The organism is Oceanobacillus sp. FSL W7-1309 (assembly GCF_038002145.1).
Lineage (GTDB): Bacteria > Bacillota > Bacilli > Bacillales > Amphibacillaceae > Oceanobacillus > Oceanobacillus profundus.
The window spans coordinates 1,519,750-1,538,024 of sequence record NZ_JBBOBX010000001.1; the positions used below are offsets into that span (position 1 = coordinate 1,519,750).

Annotated in this window: 20 protein-coding genes; 19 read left to right on the forward strand and 1 reads right to left on the reverse strand. The window is 38.5% G+C overall.

Annotated features, from left to right (window positions below; translation table 11 throughout):
* The first annotated feature begins 178 nt into the window (after nucleotides 1-178).
* From NST46_RS06970 to rsmI, 3 genes are read left to right on the forward strand one after another with little or no spacing between them, the layout of a single operon-like run.
* Nucleotides 179-922, forward strand: coding sequence for a tRNA1(Val) (adenine(37)-N6)-methyltransferase (locus tag NST46_RS06970; protein WP_118889295.1), 744 nt, complete (start codon nucleotides 179-181; stop codon nucleotides 920-922).
* Complete coding sequence (locus tag NST46_RS06975; protein WP_095313922.1) at nucleotides 912-1,202, forward strand: GIY-YIG nuclease family protein; 291 nt, start codon at nucleotides 912-914, stop codon at nucleotides 1,200-1,202. Before NST46_RS06970 ends, NST46_RS06975 begins: the two co-directional genes overlap by 11 nt.
* A complete protein-coding gene (gene rsmI, locus NST46_RS06980) occupies nucleotides 1,180-2,055 on the forward strand; it encodes a 16S rRNA (cytidine(1402)-2'-O)-methyltransferase (RefSeq protein WP_341136986.1) in 876 nt (291 codons plus the stop codon). The genes NST46_RS06975 and rsmI overlap by 23 nt, the downstream gene beginning before the upstream one ends.
* Before the next feature lie 157 nt (nucleotides 2,056-2,212).
* On the opposite strand, the gene NST46_RS06985 is transcribed toward rsmI, so the two are convergent.
* A complete protein-coding gene (locus tag NST46_RS06985; RefSeq protein WP_095313918.1) occupies nucleotides 2,213-2,488 on the reverse strand; it encodes an AbrB/MazE/SpoVT family DNA-binding domain-containing protein in 276 nt (91 codons plus the stop codon).
* Nucleotides 2,489-2,898: 410 nt separating this feature from the next.
* On the opposite strand from NST46_RS06985, the gene metG reads away from it, so the two are divergent.
* The 16 genes from metG to NST46_RS07065 all read left to right on the forward strand — a co-directional run bounded on the left by metG (nucleotide 2,899) and on the right by NST46_RS07065 (nucleotide 18,230).
* Nucleotides 2,899-4,917, forward strand: coding sequence for a methionine--tRNA ligase (gene metG, locus NST46_RS06990; RefSeq protein ID WP_341136987.1), 2,019 nt, complete (start codon nucleotides 2,899-2,901; stop codon nucleotides 4,915-4,917).
* Nucleotides 4,918-5,133: 216 nt separating this feature from the next.
* Nucleotides 5,134-5,901 carry a TatD family hydrolase gene (locus NST46_RS06995; protein ID WP_118889294.1) on the forward strand — a complete coding sequence of 256 codons (768 nt, stop codon included), beginning with the start codon at nucleotides 5,134-5,136 and terminating at the stop codon, nucleotides 5,899-5,901.
* Between the two features lie 258 nt (nucleotides 5,902-6,159).
* The gene (locus NST46_RS07000) at nucleotides 6,160-7,377 is read left to right on the forward strand and encodes a ubiquitin-like domain-containing protein (RefSeq protein WP_340002658.1); all 1,218 of its coding nucleotides are present in this window, start codon (nucleotides 6,160-6,162) and stop codon (nucleotides 7,375-7,377) included.
* Nucleotides 7,378-7,596: 219 nt separating this feature from the next.
* Nucleotides 7,597-8,163 (forward strand): ribonuclease M5, encoded by a 567-nt coding sequence (rnmV, locus tag NST46_RS07005; RefSeq protein ID WP_095313912.1) that lies wholly within the window; start codon nucleotides 7,597-7,599, stop codon nucleotides 8,161-8,163.
* Nucleotides 8,156-9,031 carry a 16S rRNA (adenine(1518)-N(6)/adenine(1519)-N(6))-dimethyltransferase RsmA gene (gene rsmA, locus NST46_RS07010; protein ID WP_118889292.1) on the forward strand — a complete coding sequence of 292 codons (876 nt, stop codon included), beginning with the start codon at nucleotides 8,156-8,158 and terminating at the stop codon, nucleotides 9,029-9,031. The genes rnmV and rsmA overlap by 8 nt, the downstream gene beginning before the upstream one ends.
* A gap of 256 nt (nucleotides 9,032-9,287) precedes the next feature.
* Nucleotides 9,288-10,160, forward strand: a complete 873-nt coding sequence (yabG, locus tag NST46_RS07015) for a sporulation peptidase YabG (protein ID WP_118889291.1) — start codon at nucleotides 9,288-9,290, stop codon at nucleotides 10,158-10,160.
* Nucleotides 10,161-10,533: 373 nt separating this feature from the next.
* Nucleotides 10,534-10,800 carry a biofilm formation stimulator Veg gene (gene veg, locus NST46_RS07020; RefSeq protein ID WP_095313908.1) on the forward strand — a complete coding sequence of 89 codons (267 nt, stop codon included), beginning with the start codon at nucleotides 10,534-10,536 and terminating at the stop codon, nucleotides 10,798-10,800.
* Nucleotides 10,801-11,039: 239 nt separating this feature from the next.
* Complete coding sequence (locus tag NST46_RS07025; protein WP_095314433.1) at nucleotides 11,040-11,219, forward strand: small, acid-soluble spore protein, alpha/beta type; 180 nt, start codon at nucleotides 11,040-11,042, stop codon at nucleotides 11,217-11,219.
* A 190-nt stretch (nucleotides 11,220-11,409) separates the two neighbouring features.
* Nucleotides 11,410-12,264, forward strand: a complete 855-nt coding sequence (gene ispE, locus NST46_RS07030; RefSeq protein ID WP_118889290.1) for a 4-(cytidine 5'-diphospho)-2-C-methyl-D-erythritol kinase — start codon at nucleotides 11,410-11,412, stop codon at nucleotides 12,262-12,264.
* Nucleotides 12,265-12,329: 65 nt separating this feature from the next.
* Nucleotides 12,330-13,160, forward strand: a complete 831-nt coding sequence (gene purR / locus NST46_RS07035) for a pur operon repressor (RefSeq protein WP_118889289.1) — start codon at nucleotides 12,330-12,332, stop codon at nucleotides 13,158-13,160.
* 160 nt (nucleotides 13,161-13,320) lie between these two features.
* On the forward strand, nucleotides 13,321-13,611 hold the full coding sequence (gene spoVG / locus NST46_RS07040) for a septation regulator SpoVG (RefSeq protein ID WP_010648994.1): 291 nt from the start codon (nucleotides 13,321-13,323) through the stop codon (nucleotides 13,609-13,611).
* 322 nt (nucleotides 13,612-13,933) lie between these two features.
* Nucleotides 13,934-15,313 (forward strand): bifunctional UDP-N-acetylglucosamine diphosphorylase/glucosamine-1-phosphate N-acetyltransferase GlmU, encoded by a 1,380-nt coding sequence (glmU, locus tag NST46_RS07045; protein ID WP_118889288.1) that lies wholly within the window; start codon nucleotides 13,934-13,936, stop codon nucleotides 15,311-15,313.
* Nucleotides 15,314-15,328: 15 nt separating this feature from the next.
* A complete protein-coding gene (locus NST46_RS07050; RefSeq protein WP_095314427.1) occupies nucleotides 15,329-16,282 on the forward strand; it encodes a ribose-phosphate diphosphokinase in 954 nt (317 codons plus the stop codon).
* 191 nt (nucleotides 16,283-16,473) lie between these two features.
* On the forward strand, nucleotides 16,474-17,109 hold the full coding sequence (locus NST46_RS07055) for a 50S ribosomal protein L25/general stress protein Ctc (protein ID WP_095314425.1): 636 nt from the start codon (nucleotides 16,474-16,476) through the stop codon (nucleotides 17,107-17,109).
* Nucleotides 17,110-17,263: 154 nt separating this feature from the next.
* On the forward strand, nucleotides 17,264-17,827 hold the full coding sequence (gene pth, locus NST46_RS07060; protein ID WP_095314423.1) for an aminoacyl-tRNA hydrolase: 564 nt from the start codon (nucleotides 17,264-17,266) through the stop codon (nucleotides 17,825-17,827).
* A 172-nt stretch (nucleotides 17,828-17,999) separates the two neighbouring features.
* Nucleotides 18,000-18,230, forward strand: coding sequence for an anti-sigma-F factor Fin family protein (locus tag NST46_RS07065; RefSeq protein ID WP_118889286.1), 231 nt, complete (start codon nucleotides 18,000-18,002; stop codon nucleotides 18,228-18,230).
* Nucleotides 18,231-18,275: the final 45 nt, after the last annotated feature.

Here is an 18,275-nt window from a genome sequence, read left to right on the forward strand (position 1 = left end):
CACGAACTCCAACTTAGAAGGGATCCTTAGAAAGCAAAGAACGACCATCTAAGGATCTCTTTAACGGATGCCACGTTTTTTAAATGAAGGCTATTACTGCTGTCTCGATATATGTCCGAGGCAGCTTTCTTTTCATTAGACAGTTTTATGAACAACGTTAAATAGTAAGGAGTTAACCATGGTACAATTATTTAATGACGAACGTATGGATTATTTGTTAAATGATGAGCAGATGCAAATTATCCAAAGCCCAACAGCTTTTGCCTTTTCCCTGGATGCAGTATTACTTGCTCATTTTGCCTATGTGCCCGTAAAGCGAGGGAAAATATTGGATTTATGCACCGGCAATGGTGTCATTCCCCTGCTCCTATCAAAAAGAACAAACGCTGAAATAACAGGTGTAGAAATTCAAGAGCGGATTTTTCATATGGCAGAAAGGAATGTGGAGTTAAATAAACTTTCCAATCAGTTAATGATGCTACAAGGCGATTTAAAGGAAATGCAGCCGATACTCGGACAAAGCAGTTTTGATGTCGTTACGTGTAATCCTCCATATTTTAAAACACCTTCCCGTACAGAACATAATCATAATGAATTTTTGACGATTGCTCGGCATGAAGTATTTTGTACGTTAGAAGATGTTGTAAAAGCCTGTAAATTACATGTTCGACCAGGCGGGAAAGTCGCGATGGTCCATCGACCAGGGAGACTCGTTGATATAATAGAGCTTTTTAGAAAGTATAAATTAGAACCAAAGCGTATGCAGCTTGTATATCCGAAGCGGGAAAGGGAAGCAAATATGCTTTTAATTGAAGGTGTCCGGGATGGGAAAGCAGACTTGAAAATCCTGCCGCCATTATATATCTATGAAGAGGACGGTACGTATACCAAGGAAGCAGAGGAAATTATTTATGGTATGTGAACATGTTGTCTACATTCTTCGATGCAAGGATGGTTCACTTTATACAGGATATACAAATAATTTAGAGCGTCGCTTAAACATGCATGAAACTGGTAAAGGTGCGAAATATACACGTGGAAGAGGGCCATTTCAGGTTGTATTTGTGGAACGTTTTTTGACGAAGGAAGCAGCGATGCAACAGGAATATCGGATTAAACAGCTTTCACGAAATGAAAAAAAGCTGCTGATTCAGGAAAAGCAGAAGGAGACGTTGCAATATGAACATTCAAAAGAGCTTTGACGATGAAAAAGCAGGCGTTTTATACGTTGTTCCAACACCGATTGGTAACCTTGAGGATATTACCTATCGCGCGCTGAAAATTCTAGAATCTGTTAGTTTAATTGCAGCCGAAGATACAAGAAATACAAAAAAGCTTCTAAATCATTTTGAGCTTACAACGCCTTTGATTAGTTATCATGAACATAATAAAGTAGCTAGGGAAGAGCAGCTATTGGAAAAAATCAAGCGTGGCGAATCAATCGCTATTGTAAGTGATGCCGGAATGCCGACGATTTCGGATCCTGGGGTTGAAATTGTTCAAGCTGTAATTGAAGAAAATCAAAACGTCGTCGTCCTGCCAGGTGCAAATGCTGCATTATGCGGCTTAATTGGTTCTGGTTTAAAAACAGATGAATTTTATTTTTATGGATTTTTACCAAGAAAGAAGAAGGATAAAGCGTCTGAGTTGGATCGTTTAAAACGGTTGAAAGCAACATTGCTCTTTTATGAGTCTCCATATCGAATAAAGGATACGTTAAAGATAATTCATGAACAGCTTGGAAATCGGAATATCGCAATTGCCCGTGAATTGACGAAACGATTTGAAGAATTTGTTCGGGGAACTGTGGAGGAATTAATTGAGTGGGCTGAAAGTCAGGAAATGCGCGGTGAATTTGTGCTCGTCGTCGAAGGGTCAACCCTTGCTGCAGAGGAAGAAGCCGATAACTTATGGTGGGAATCATTATCTGTTGTTGCGCATGTTAATCATTATATTGAAGAAAAAGGATTTTCGAGTAAGGATGCAATCAAGCAAGTGGCGGTTGATCGAAATATTCCAAAACGCGATGTTTACCAGATGTATCATATTGGATGAGCAAGTTGAAAGGTGAAAGGATATTTCAAGATTATAAATAAAATTAATGAATTTTTACTTCATCCACTAAAAAAGAGAGTTGACGTGCTATCAACAAGCGTCAGCTCTCTTTGTGATTGTAGTTTTAGTTTATTCCTGGTTTGGAGACTTGCGCCAACTATTTTAAGCGCGATTGAATTTCTTCTAAAAGTGCGTGTGCGCCTTCTGGGCTAACGACAAGCTTTCCATGAGCTAGAGACAGATTATCGTCCGAAATTTCGCCTGTAATTTGGCAAGTCATATTTGGCTTATATTTCTTAAGGACAATTTTATCATTGTCTACGTAAATTTCCATTGTATCTTTTTCATGGATATCTAGTGTGCGTCGAAGTTCAATAGGTATGACTATTCGCCCTAGTTCATCAACTTTACGTACAATACCAGTAGATTTCATTATTTTCCTCCCCCAAGGTTTGGGAAAAAACACGAAAAAATTCTTCTCAGAAAGAAGATATTTGTGCTTTTTGCCTTAATTTTTTTCTTTGGAACAAAAAAACGCCATATTTCGACACCTATATTAGCATTAGGATATCAACTATTGATTATTCTGTCAACAAATTTTAGTATTAGTGGGAAAATTTATTTATCTAAATAATCGGTTTAATATGTTGGTTAACTATAATAATAAATACATACGAAGTTGCTTTTTTTAACTAGCTTAAGCGCCCGAGGCTTAGCGAGACTATCTTCAACTTATGAGACGTTATATACTTTTGTTCTATTACACAGCATTTGGCAAATTGCGTTATAATAGCTACAATAGATTTTATAAAATAATTTGGTTTGGACCTAGGAGGTAAATGCATGTCACAGGATAGAAAGACTTTTTATATAACGACCCCAATTTATTACCCGAGCGGAAAGTTACATATTGGGAATGCCTACTCAACGATTGCTTGCGATGTGATGGCACGTTATAAGAGAATGACAGGGTTTGACGTTTTCTACCTAACAGGTAGTGATGAACATGGGCAAAAAATTGAAAACAAAGCGAATGAGTTAGGCATTACGCCACAGGAATATGTTGATGGTATGGCTGAGAGCATGCAGGAGTTATGGAAACTGCTTGATATAAGCAATGATAAATTTATCCGCACAACGGATCAGACACATAAACAGGTAGTTGCCGATATTTTTGAACGCTTTTTAGAACAAGGAGATATTTATTTAGATGAATATGAAGGCTGGTATTCGATTCCAGACGAAACGTTCTATACGGAAACACAATTAGTCGATGTAGAGCGTGATGATGCCGGAAATGTTATTGCTGGAAAATCACCAGATAGCGGGCATCCGGTGGAATTGATTAAAGAGGAATCGTATTTCTTTAGAATGAGTAAGTATGCGGATCGCCTGCTGGATTATTACAATACACATGCAGACTTTATTCAACCGGAATCTCGTAAAAATGAGATGATTAACAACTTTATTAAACCAGGATTAGAGGATTTAGCGGTATCGCGTACCGTTTTCTCTTGGGGAGTGAAAGTACCGAGCAATCCGAAGCATGTTGTCTATGTATGGATTGATGCCTTATCTAACTATATAACGGCATTAGGCTACGGAACAGATAATCAAAGCCTATTTAATAAATATTGGCCAGCAGATGTGCATATGGTTGGAAAAGAAATCGTTCGTTTCCACACAATTTATTGGCCAATTATGTTAATGGCACTTGACTTACCATTACCAAAGAAAATCTTTGGCCATGGCTGGTTACTAATGAAAGACGGCAAAATGTCGAAATCAAAAGGAAATGTTGTTTATCCAGAAATGCTTGTGGAGCGCTATGGTTTAGATGCTCTGCGCTATTACCTAATGCGTGAAGTGGCATTTGGAAGTGATGGCATCTTTACACCAGAGGATTTTGTTTCGCGAGTTAATTATGATTTAGCGAATGACTTAGGGAACCTATTAAACCGTACGGTAGCGATGATTAACAAATATTTTGACGGCGAAGTCCCTGCACTCAATGGAAATGTCACAACTTTTGATGAAGATTTGAAGGCTACAGCAGGAAAAACAATTGCTGATTATCAAAAAGAAATGGAGAACATGCAATTTAGTAGTGCCCTAAGCCATGTTTGGACATTGATTTCCCGTGCGAACAAGTATATCGATGAAACAGAGCCTTGGAAGCTCGCTAAGGAAGCAGATAAGCAGTCAGAACTTTCTAGTGTTATGGCTCATTTAGCTGAAAGCTTACGTGTTTCTGCAATTCTTTTACAGCCATTCCTGACGCATGCGCCGAAGGAAATATTTGCGCAACTAGGTATCCATGATGATGCTGCAGGTGATTTTGCAACAGTTCATTTCGGTCATTTCCCAGGAAATACGAAAGTTATAGCGAAAGGGACACCAATCTTCCCGCGTTTGGATATCGATGAGGAAGCTGGTTATATTCGTGAACAAATGGCTGGTGGAACTAAGCTGGAAGAGGAAGAAGCTAGTGATTGGGACCCAACGGAAACAGAACTTGTTTCAACGAAGGATAAGCAAATTAAATACGATGATTTTGATAAAGTCGAATTAAAGGTAGCTGAGGTGATTGATTGCAGCAAAGTGGAAGGTGCTGATAAGCTGCTAAAATTCCGTCTCGATGCTGGCGACAAGGCACATCGCCAAATTTTATCAGGGATCGCTGAATTCTATCCAAACCCAGAAGATTTGATTGGGAAGAAGGTAGTTATTGTAGCGAACCTAAAACCACGAAAAATGCGCGGAGAAATTAGTCAAGGTATGATTCTTTCTGCTGAGCATGATGGTCAATTACAAGTGATTGAAGCACCAGTTAATGCTCCAAATGGATCTGAAATTGCATAACGATTAATAAATACCCTGCTGATTTCTTAGCAGGGTATTTGCAATTAGATGATCAAATTGGAGCACTTTTTTAGGGGATTGCTGATGATTAAAGGAAAAATGCTGAAGTTTACATTATAATTATTGAAGTTCACAATAGTAGCCAGGAGGAGTGACAGTCCGAGCCAGCGCACTAACTCTAAGCTTAACAATTTACAAATGAAAAGGATGAAAAATATGCTATTTGATACACATGTCCACTTAAATGCAAGACAATTTGCAGAAGACCTGCCAGAAACAATCAGTCGGGCGTTAGATGCAGGTGTTACGCGAATGGTTGTTGTTGGATTTGACCGAGAAACGATTCCACTTGCAATCAAAATTGCAGAACAGAATGAAAATATTTATGCAGCTGTTGGCTGGCATCCAGTCGATGCGATTGATATGACAGAGGGAGATCTTGCTTGGATTGAGGAATTATCGGCCCATCCAAAGGTTGTAGCCATTGGTGAAATGGGGCTGGATTATCATTGGGATAAATCCCCGAAGGACGTACAAAAGGAAGTATTCCGAAAGCAAATCCATTTAGCTAAAAAGGTAAAGATGCCAATTATTATCCATAACCGTGAGGCAACAGAAGATATTATCGAGATTTTACAAGAAGAAGATGCGAAGGAAGTTGGAGGAATCATGCATTGCTATAATGATTCCATAGATTATGTCCAAGCATGTCTGGACATGAATTTCTATATTTCACTTGGCGGGCCTGTTACGTTTAAAAATGCACCATTACCGAAAGAGGTTGCAAAGCAGGTACCACTAGACAGATTATTAATTGAGACAGATGCACCTTATCTTGCACCACACCCAAATCGCGGGAAGCGTAATGAGCCGGCGTATGTAAAATTAGTAGCGGAAAAAATTGCTGAATTAAGAGGAATGAGCATTGAAGAAATTGGTGAAGCTACAACCCGAAATGCATGTAATTTATTTGATGTGAAGTAAAATAACAGTAATTTTATGTAACAATACGCCCTAAATATGGAAGGAAAAAGGAGACTGATAACGCTAGCAGTCTCCCTTTTATTTCAATTATGTAACATAGAATAACATTGATTTATCAAGGTTAAGTTTGTTTTTGTAGACTCAATTCCATAGAAAATAAAAAATGCGTAATATAACTGTAAATGAATCGTAACCCCAGTGGCTTTGACTTTGCCACTCTCTGTTTATATAATCAATTGGGAATAAGGGGGCAGGCACATGGAATTAGTTCATAAGCTTTTGCCGGCATCGAAAAAGAAGCTGGTTATTTCAAGTATTGGTGTTTTAGCACTTGTTTTATTTTCAGTGTTTGTACTAGTGGAAGCAACGAAAGCTGAAGTAGTAATGACAGACAACGGAGAAATACAAACAATCAGCACAAACTCAAATACAGTTGGAGACTTGCTTCAAGAACTAGGAATAACTGTTGGAACGTACGATTTCTTATCTCATGGTGAGGCAGAATCCATTGAAGATGGAATGGAAATAACGTATAAGACTGCAAAGCAAATTACAGTAAGTATTGATGGTAAAGAACAGGTTTATTATACAACTGCAGATACAATTGAAGATTTCCTAAGTGAACAAGATTTATCTTTCCAAGAACGTGATGAAATATCTCATCAGCCAGCAGAGGTAACGGAAGATGGCTTACATATCGAGGTTGAGAAGGCATATCAGGTAACTATCAATGACGGCGGCGAAAAGAAAAAGGTCTGGACAACAGGTGGAACAGTAAACGATCTGCTAAAGGAAGCTGATATAGACTATGAAAAAGACTCGGATGATCGAATCACCCCAGCGCTTGATGAAGAAGTAACCAAAGGGAAAACGATTGCCATTGTACGTGTAGCTATCGAAGATGAAGAAGTTACAGAAACCATCGCATTTGACATAGAAGAACGTCAAGATAGCTCGCTTTTAAAAGGGGAAGAGAAGGTTATTTCAGAAGGTGAAGAAGGCACGGTTACAAAGCGTTTTAAAGTAACCAAGGAAAACGGTGAGGAAGTAAGCCGTGAATTAGTTAGTGAAGATGTAAAAGAAGAAAGTGTTACGCGTGTGGTAGCAGTTGGTACAAAGGAAGAAGTCCAGGAGTCAAATCTTGTTACACTTGCTAATGAAACACCAAAGGACAGTAGTCAAGACGGGGAAACAATAACAGTGACAGCAAGTGCATTTACGTCAGAATGTGGTGGATGTTCAGGTGTAACAGCTACAGGAATTAATTTGGGAGCTAATCCGAATATGAAAGTAATTGCTGTGGACCCGAATGTAATTCCACTTGGATCGAAGGTATGGGTTGAAGGCTATGGAGAAGCAATTGCAGGTGATACAGGCGGGAATATAAAAGGAAATCGCATCGATGTCCATGTACCATCCAAATCTGATGCTTATTCATGGGGAGTGAAAACCGTTCAAGTTAAGGTGTTGAATTAATAAGATACGTTTTTATCATACTATGAAGGTTTGTTGTAATCTCTACTGTGAAGTTTCACTTTATAAACGATAGAATAAAATGCTCTTATCATGCTAAAATGGTAAGAGCATTATTTTATTATAGAAGGTGCTTAAAAAGTCCAGTATTTTTGCTTAAAAATACTCCGGTCATCTAACATTTGTAGAACCGTATAAAGATAAAGCAGTGGAGGAAATCGATTGAAAATAAAAGAAATTATTGTTGTTGAAGGAAGAGACGACACAACGAAAGTTCAACAAGCAGTTGACGCAGATACAATAGAAACGAATGGATCAGCTATTAATAAAGAGACGTTAGCTCGAATAAGACATGCGAAAGAAAAGCGCGGTGTCATTATTTTTACAGATCCAGATTATCCTGGTGAGCGTATTCGCCATATTGTCGATCAAGCTGTTCCAGGATGTAAGCATGCTTTTCTTACGAGAGATCAAGCAAGGGCCAAGCATCCGAAAAATAAAAGTCTCGGTATTGAACATGCTAGTATCGAAACGATTCGGCATGCACTAAAAAAGGTATATGAATTAGCAGATATACGCGAAAGTGAGATTGAAAAAGCAGATTTAATTGAACATGGTTTGATTGGTGGACGGGAAGCAAGCATACGACGGGAGAAACTTGGTGAATTCTTGCAAATCGGGCATACGAATGGAAAGCAGCTGCTGAAACGACTAACACAATTCCAAATAACAAAAGCACAATTTGAGCAAGCTATAAAAGTGATCCAACAGGAGGAAAAGGATGTCTAAAAAATATATAGCAACTCCTTCAAGAACGAAAGAGATTTTAAATAAATACAAGTTCTCTTTTAAAAAGAGTCTTGGACAAAACTTCTTGGTAGATGTCAATGTATTAGAGAATATTATTAAACATGCTGGGATTGATGAAGCAGCTGGTGCAATTGAGATTGGACCAGGGATGGGGGCGTTAACGGAACAGCTGGCAATTCATTCAGACAAGGTTGTAGCTTTCGAAATTGATCAGCGGCTCTTGCCAATCTTGAAGGATACGCTTCACGATTATTCCAACGTAGAAGTTATTCATCAGGATATTTTAGAAGCGGATGTGGAAACTGTCATTCGTACACATTTCAAACCAGATCAGCCAATTCATGTTGTTGCAAATCTGCCTTATTATATTACGACACCGATTTTAATGAAGCTTGTTCGTGATAGATTACCGGTAACAAGCTTGACTGTTATGATTCAAAAAGAGGTTGCAGAACGAATGGCTGCAAAGCCGAATAGTAAGAGCTATGGATCACTGACCATTGCCGTTCAGTATTACACAGAGGCGAAAGTTGTTATGACCGTACCGAAAAGCGTGTTTATGCCACAGCCAAATGTGGATTCGAGTATTTTGCAGCTTGTAATAAGGGAAAAGCCTCCGGTTGAAGTAGTAGATGAAGATTTCTTTTTTGAGCTTGTGCAAGCATGCTTTGCGCAAAGAAGAAAGACATTGCGCAATAACCTAACTAGCTTTTTTAAAGAGCAATTTACAAAAGAAGAAATTACATCGATTTTAGATACCACTGGAATCGATGGTTCCAGACGGGGTGAATCACTTAATATGGAAGAGTTTGCCTTACTTTCGAATACATTTTATAAAAATAAATAATGCAAAAAAGCTATTGTTGTATTGCTGTGACAATAGCTTTTTTGACAAATAAAAAAATTTAAATCTTCTCTATCATTTATCTTTGTTTTCTAACGTCCACGAGCTCCCCAGATTTCCTCAGGTCCTTACGAAGTGTATTTATGTAGGGATTCTTCCTTTTTAAATTTTCATGAACGCCCATGCCTGATATTTCTAAGCACAGGCTTCTAGGCCATCACATAGTCTATAGAATAACCGAAGGCTAAGAGGTGGATATATGGGCATAACTATTGGAGAACTTGTTACACGTAGTTCCTATCAGCATGACCTGCTATTCCGTGTAGCCGCAATAAATAAAAACACAGCAATTCTACATGGTGCAGAAATGCGACTTGAGGTAGATGCTCCACTTCATGATCTTGTTGTAGCAAAGCGTCAGGATGTAGAAAGGCGGCAACAGAAGGAAAAGGAGAAAGAAGAATTTTCCTATCGATTATTTCGTCAGGATTATCAGTTGATGAAGGAAAAAAGAATGTACCATTCAACGGATGGTTATTTGAATAATGCCAAATTTTTTCAGCTCCCTGCGAAGGTCCTCCATTTAGATGGAGACCCGATGTACTTAAGAAAATGTATTTCCCTGTACCAGCGCATTGGGTTACAGGTGCATGGAGTTCATTTAAATGAGAAAGAAATGCCGGATGAAATTGGCGGCTTAGTAGAAAGAATAGGACCGGATATTATCGTTATTACAGGGCATGATGCTTATTCAAAAAATAAAGGATTTAAAAATGACTTACGAGCCTATCGTCATTCTAAATATTTTGCCGAAACTGTACGAGAGGCAAGGAGGAAAAGCTCTAATTTAGACCAGCTTGTTATCTTTGCAGGTGCTTGCCAATCACATTTTGAATCACTTATACGTGCTGGAGCCAATTATGCCAGCTCTCCATTAAGGGTAAATATTCATGCATTAGACCCTGTTTATATTGCGGCTAAAATAGCCTATACCCCATTTATGGAGAGTGTTAGCGTATGGGATGCATTACGCAACACGATGACGGGGGAAAAAGGAATGGGTGGAGTGGAGACGAGAGGTCTACTTCGTACAGGTTTGCCTTATTTAGAAAATGGTGAGGATGAGGAATAAAAGAATATTGCTGTCCTTTCTAAACAAAGATAACTAAAAAAATACTGAAATGCCATCCGCGTCCAAGAAGCGTTCAATCTGCAGGGGACTTCTCTCACCTCGGTACATCGCTAACTGGGCGCTTCTGCTTTTATAGTAAGGGGTGAGTATTCAAAAGGAATTTAGCACCGCGAAATGGTGTATTTAAATTTATGCTAAAGTTCGATAAAAATTTTCGGCAAAATTATACATAAATTGTTAACATATGCAAATAATATAAGAAATAGACAAAAATTATTGTTGACAGGTAAAAAGACTTACTGATATAATATTAAGTTTTGTTTGACTGTCGGACAAGTTTATGTTACACTATTAACTAGTGAGGTGGAGTGTAGTGGCTAAAACATTAATCGAAATTAAGCAAGGTCTTGAATGCCATGTTGGAAAGCGGTTGAAATTAAAAGCCAATGGAGGGAGAAGGAAAACGGTGATACGATCGGGAGTACTTGCAGAGACGTATCCTTCAGTCTTCATTGTTGAGCTTGACCAAGACGAAAATGCATTCGAACGTGTTTCATACAGCTATGCAGACATATTGACAGAGACGGTAGAATTAAAATTTTTAGATGAACGGAATAAAGCGTTATTAATGGAACAGTAGACAGTTGTCTGCTGTTTTTTATTGGAAAAAAGTGTGAAATTTAATCGGTGTTTTTAGTTGCCAAAATTCCAAAGTGCGGGCTAGTCCGTACACCACTAATTAGGCACTTCTGCTTTTGTCCTAAAAGGTGTAACTTTCCATTGTTTCATACTTCTTACTCGTTTTGATTTAGCATATAGACATAAACTAAGCATGTCGTAAGGGTAAACTAACTTAAAATGGAAAGGGGCTGTTCTTTCGTGGGAAGACGTAGAGGAATGATGTCAGACCAGTTGAAAGAAGAAATTGCTAAGGAGTTAGGGTTTTACGACACTGTCCAACAAGAGGGCTGGGGTGGCATTAAAGCGCGTGATGCAGGTAATATGGTGAAACGCGCAATTGAAATAGCCGAGCAGCAAATGCAAAGGGGCAAATCCTAAGGGGTTTGCTTCTTTTCATATTTAGTTAAAAAGTCGACCGTTTTTTAGGAAGTGAAAACCATTTGCACTCAATCTTCACCCTTTCACATGCCTTTCAAAACTTGACCTAACTTCAATCTGGTCGCCTATGCTTTTTTAATATGGTACAATTATTTATATTTTTTAGTACGTGGCAAGGTAGGTGACGTTAATGACAATAATATTGGAAAAAGCTCCTGCAAAAATTAATTTATCCCTTGATGTATTAAGAAAACGAACGGATGGGTATCATGATGTAGAAATGATTATGACGACGATTGATTTAGCTGATCGCATTGAATTGTATGCTTTGGAAGAGGATAAAATTGTGATAGCTCTTGAAAGCAGGTATGTACCAAATGATGAACGGAACTTGGCATATAAGGCCGCACGTGCTTTTAAAGATACCTATGGAATTAAGACAGGTGTCCATATTAATATGGAAAAACATATACCAGTGTCAGCAGGTCTTGGCGGGGGGAGTACAGATGCGGCAGCAGTACTCAGAGGGCTCAATCGATTATGGTCATTAGACATCTCACTCGATGAGTTGGCAAAGCTTGGCTCTACAATTGGTGCGGATGTGGCGTTTTGTATCTATGGTAACACCGCAATTGCGCGAGGTTATGGAGAAAAAATCGAAAAGCTACCTTCTCCACCCCCTTGTTGGGTAGTATTAGCAAAGCCGGATATTGGTGTATCGACGAAGACAATTTTTGGCCAAGTGAACGTGGACAAACTTACCCATCCTAATACAAATCAAATCCTGCATGCAATCGAAAAGCAGGATTTCAATAACCTTTGCAGGCATATTGGCAACTCCTTAGAATCTGTTACGTTTAAGCTCCATCCAGAGGTGGAACGTATTAAAGAAACAATGATTCAAGCAGGTGCTGCTGGTGTTTTAATGAGCGGGAGTGGACCTACGATTTACGGATTGGTTGAGCACCAAAGTAAAGCAAAGCGAATCTATAACGGAATGCGCGGATTTTGCGACGAGGTTTACCTTGTTCGATTATTAGGGTAAATATTGCCAAAAAACGTATGAAAATGGTATATTATTAATTAAATATACGGTTTTGAGGTGTGAAAATGAAAAGAAGTAACCGGTTAGTTGTTTTGACTGATTTCTTTCTGGAGAACCCACGGAAACATATACAATTACCTTATTTTGTAAGGTTATGTGATACAACGAAGTCTTCTATTAGTGAAGATTTAGATATAATACATGCTGTTTTTCAAAGTCAAGGCATGGGATATCTGCAACGATCCACTGGTGCTGGTGGAGGGGTGAAGTATATCCCTGAATATTCGCAGGAAAATAATATGCAATTTATTGAGGAGTTACGAAAAAAATTAGAAGACCCGAGCAGAATATTACCAGGGGGATACCTTTACATGAGCGATTTACTTGGTGACCCACAGACCGTCAGAGAAATCGGTCGTGTATTTGCTTCGAAGTTTTCCAAAATGGATATTGATGTGATTGTAACAGTAGCAACGAAAGGGATTCCTTTGGCATATGCTGTTGCATCTTTCTTGAATGTACCAGTAGTCATTGCAAGAAGGGACCCCAAGGTGACAGAAGGATCATCGGTTAGTATTAACTATGTATCTGGTTCGTCTAGGAAAATACAAACAATGGTCTTACCAAAACGCAGTCTGGAAGAAGGGGCAAATGTTTGCATCATCGATGACTTCATGAAAGCTGGCGGAACAATTACAGGTATGATTAATCTGTTATCTGAGTTTGATGCCCATGTTCAAGCGATTGGTGTACTTGCAGAAGCAGACGACGAAGAAGAAGAACGAATTGTCGATCATTACACATCACTTGTTAAAATATCAAATGTAGATATGCGACATCATACGATTGAAATTCAAGCAGGGAATTTTGTGGAAGATCTCACCAATTTTGAATGATCCCGATTGAAAGATGGCAATTTATGAATGAATCCACCTTTTTCTAAAAAAACATCCTATATTTAAAATATTTAACTTTTTTTATATTTTAAGCAGGATTTTAAATTCTTTTGTTGAACTAGTTACAGTAAGTTCAAATGGGAAAAGGTGGTGAAACATCATGGAAGTAACAGACGTTAGATTACGCCGCGTTAATACAGAGGGCAGAATGCGAGCAATTGCATCTATCACGTTAGATCAGGAATTTGTTGTTCACGATATCCGTGTCATTGATGGAAATAACGGGTTGTTTGTGGCAATGCCATCTAAAAGAACTCCTGATGGGGAATTTCGCGATATTGCACACCCGATAAACTCTGGTACTCGTTCTAAAATTCAAGATGCGGTGCTGGAAGAATATCGCCGGGCAGGAGAAAGTGAAGTTAAATACGAAGAGGCGGGAGCTTCCTAAATCGTCATGACTATATTAAAAAGGGGTCTAATCTGTTCTAGGTTAGCCTTTTTTCTTTGTGGTAAGCTAACTGGTAATATATTCCGAAATATACCTGTCATATTTTTTATTACAATTGGCAGAAGGACTGAATACGCCTTATATAAAAAAGCTCTCCGTATATAAAAAATATCTCCCCTGATTCAAAACAAATCCAATTAGTGAAATCAACATAGGTTGAATAGCTCCGTTTCATATGATTTCCTCCCCCTAACCTGTTGAAATCAAACGTTTTTTACGATATATTTTAAAATGGATAATTAGAAAACCTGGAGGTTACCTTATGAATAATCGTTATGCTGTTATTCTGGCGGCAGGGCAAGGAACGAGAATGAAATCAAAGCTTTATAAAGTATTGCACCCTGTCGCTGGACGTCCGATGGTAAAGCATGTAATAGATCAGTTAAATACCGTACATTTAGATAAAATGATAACTATTGTTGGCTTTGGCGCTGAACAGGTAAAAGAGCAAATTGGGAACGTCAGTGAATTTGTTATACAAGAAGAGCAGTTAGGTACAGGCCATGCGGTGTTGCAAGCGGAGGATTTGCTTAAAACAAAACAAGGTACAACTATTGTTGCTTGTGGTGACACGCCTTTAATCACGGGAGAGACCTACCAAGCATTATTCGCCTATCATGAACAGCAAGGTGCCAGCGCAACAATTTTGACAGCTAAGACAGAAAATCCGGCAGGTTATGGCAGGGTTATTCGCAATGAATCAAGCGAAGTAGAACGAATTGTCGAGCACAAGGACGCAACTGAATCAGAGCTTCTTGTTAACGAAATCAATACTGGAACCTACTGTTTTGATAATGAGGCGCTTTTTGCTGCGTTACAAGAGGTTTCCAATGATAATGCACAAGGTGAGTATTATTTGCCGGATGTCATCGAAATTCTGCGAAATAAAGGCCAGAAAATTAGCGCTTATTTAACGCCAGATTTTGATGAAACATTAGGGATTAATGATCGAGTTGCACTTGCACAAGCAGAAAAGACAATGAAAAAGCGTATTAATGAAATGCATATGCGAAATGGTGTCGCGATTATCGACCCAGATAATACATACATTGAGCCAGATGTTGTGATTGAATCTGACGCTATCATTCACCCCGGAACAGTTTTAAAAGGAACGACGACGATTAAAGCAAATGCAGAAATTGGACCAAATAGTGAGGTTAACAATTGTTATATTGGAGAAAGTACGGTTGTTAAACACAGTGTAGCAAACGAAAGCAGAATTGGAGATCGTGTTAACATTGGCCCATTCGCACATATAAGGCCAGACTCAACTATCGGAAACGATGCAAAACTAGGTAACTTCGTAGAAATAAAAAAGACATCACTTGGTGATAATAGCAAGGTTTCGCACCTAAGTTATATTGGTGATGCAAATGTAGGAAGCAATGTGAACGTTGGTTGTGGTACAATAACAGTAAACTATGATGGAACAAACAAGTTCTTGACGACAATTGAGGATGACGCATTTATTGGTTGTAACTCCAACCTTATCGCACCTGTAACGATAGGAAAAGGATCTTATGTTGCCGCAGGATCTACAATCACAGATGACGTCCCAGAAGATGCCTTATCTATCGCAAGAGCAAGACAAACGAATAAAGACGGTTACGTAGCAAATTTAAAAAATAGAAAAAAAGATTAACGGAGGTTATATTTCATGGCATCTAGCTATAAGGATTCATCGTTGAAAGTATTGTCGCTGAACTCCAACCCTAAATTAGCGCAGGATATTGCTGCCCATATTGGAACGACATTAGGAAAATGTACCGTATCCAAATTCAGCGATGGTGAAGTGCAAATCAATATCGAAGAAAGTGTTCGTGGGTGTGACGTATATGTCATCCAATCCACTTGCGCTCCCGTTAATCAGCACATTATGGAACTGTTAATCATGATTGATGCGCTAAAGCGTGCTTCAGCAAAATCAATCAATATCGTTATGCCTTATTATGGGTATGCAAGGCAGGACCGTAAAGCACGGTCACGTGAACCAATTGCAGCTAAATTGGTTGCAGACTTAATTGAAACAGCAGGTGCAAATCGTGTTATTACGCTTGACTTACATGCACCGCAAATTCAAGGTTTCTTTGATATTCCAATTGATCATTTACAAGGTGTTCCAATTTTATCAGATTACTTTGAAGCGAAAGAACTAGAAGATGTGATTATTGTTTCCCCGGATCATGGCGGAGTTACACGTGCACGTAAAATGGCAGATCGTCTAAAAGCTCCAATTGGAATTATTGATAAAAGACGTCCACGTCCAAATGTTGCTGAGATCATGAATATTATCGGGAACATTGAAGGAAAAACAGCTATTTTAATTGATGATATTATTGATACTGCAGGAACAATTACACTTGCTGCGAACGCTTTAATAGAAAATGGAGCGAAAGAAGTGTATGCTTGTTGTACACACCCTGTATTATCTGGACCTGCAATAGAGCGTATTAATAATTCACAGATCAAAGAGCTTGTCATTACGAATAGTATTCCACTTCCGGAAGAAAAGCATAGTGACAAAATTACCGCTTTATCTGTCGCACCGTTAATTGGAGAAGCAATCGTACGTGTGCATGAATTGCAATCTGTAAGTATCTTATTTGATTAATGGTTTAGATTGACCGAATTTCGGGAATTAATTGTACTAACAGTTTTTTAACTCCGTGATTTACACATATTTTGTTTAGAAATAGAGTATGAACGAAGGTGGAGGCGACCGGGTAGCGACCTATTGAGGTGAGAGAAGTCTCGCTAGTCGCTGGGAGCTGGAGCTGGATTAAAAATTGGAGGATGATGAACATGGCAGTAAAATTAAAAGCAGCGAAACGGGAAAGTCTTAAAAAATCAGCAAATAAAGAAATTAGACTAAGCGGACAAGTTCCAGCAGTAGTCTACGGGAAAAATAAAGAATCAAAGAATGTAGCAGTGGATAGTATCGAGTTATTGAAAACTGTTCGTGATGAAGGTAGAAACGCAATTATTTCCCTTGATATCGAAAATGATAGCTCGGTCGATGTCATGCTACACGAATATCAAATGGATCCAATTAATGATCAGTTAATTCACGTCGATTTCTACGTTGTAAATATGGCGGAGGAAATGGACGTGGCTGTAGCTATTCGATTAGAAGGAGAAGCGCAAGGCTCAAAAGACGGAGGCGTATTACAGCAACCGTTATATGAAGCACAGGTACGTGCAAAGCCTAGTGATATTCCGGAAGAAATCACGGTTGATGTTTCCTCTCTTGGTTTAGGAGAAGGATTAACAGTAGGTGATTTAAAAGTTACAGGAAGCTTTGAGATTTTGGAAGATCCTGAAACAACAGTTGTTACAATTGTAGCACCTGATACGATGGAAGATATTGAACAGGCTCCGGATGAATCTGCTGAACCAGAATTAGTTGGAAAAGAGCAGAATAATTCAGAAGAAGCATAACAACGATATGGAATAACAACATGTACCCTCCTTTAAGAATCTGGTAGTATATTCTTAGTAGGAGGGGTTGTTGTATTGAATCCCTCTTTAGGAGGAAGTTCAAAAAGTCCTTTTTATCCTCCTTTTGAACATACACTTTTAGGAGGATGTTAAGATGAAATGTATTGTAGGATTGGGTAATCCTGGTAAAAAATATGAAAAAACGCGTCATAATATTGGTTTTATGGTGATTGATGAATTATTGGATCGTCATCACTGGAAATTGGATAAAACGAAATTTAAAGGCGATTATGCACTGGAGAATTATTCTGGTGAAAAGCTTATACTCCTTCAACCGCAGACATATATGAATCTTTCTGGAGAATCTATTCGTCCACTAATGGATTATTATGATGTTGATTTAGAAGATGTTCTTGTAATTTATGATGACCTTGACCTTCCTTCAGGGAAGATTCGCCTTCGTCAAAAAGGAGGACATGGTGGTCATAATGGTGTAAGATCAACAATAGCTCACTTAGGAACAAAGGAATTTAAACGTATTCGTCTTGGAGTTGGCAGACCTGTATCGCCTGTTCCAGTAGTGGATTACGTGCTAGGCTCCTTTCCAAAGGAAGAGAAGGAAGATGTTGAGCGTAGCATCGGGCATGCGGCAGATGCTTGTGAGTCATGGCTGGGAGGAAAAGCGTTTGTTGAAGTAATGAATGATTATAATAATTGATACATAAGCTTATAGTAATTAGCTTCCTATAGCACATGTATAAAATAAGACCAACAGGATAAACTTTTAAGAGGTTGTTCAAAAAGTCCGGTGAAAATGACACTTCGCATTACTTCATTCCTTTTTGAATACGGACTTTAGGCATTTTAATGTTTATTCGAGGTGGTAACTTATGACAATTATATATCGGTGCAGACATTGTGGGCAAACCGTTGGAAGGCTAGAGCAGAAGGTTGTCGACACAACAATGTTGGGTTTTGATCAATTAAACAAGAAAGAGCTAGAAGAAATGATCCGTTATGATGGGAATGGAAATATGCAAATACAAACGATTTGTGAAAACTGTGAGCATGCTCTAGGACAGCATCCAAATTATCATGAATTGGATTATTTTATACAATAACATACGCAGCAAAAGCTTTGGTTATGTAGACCAAGGCATTTTTGC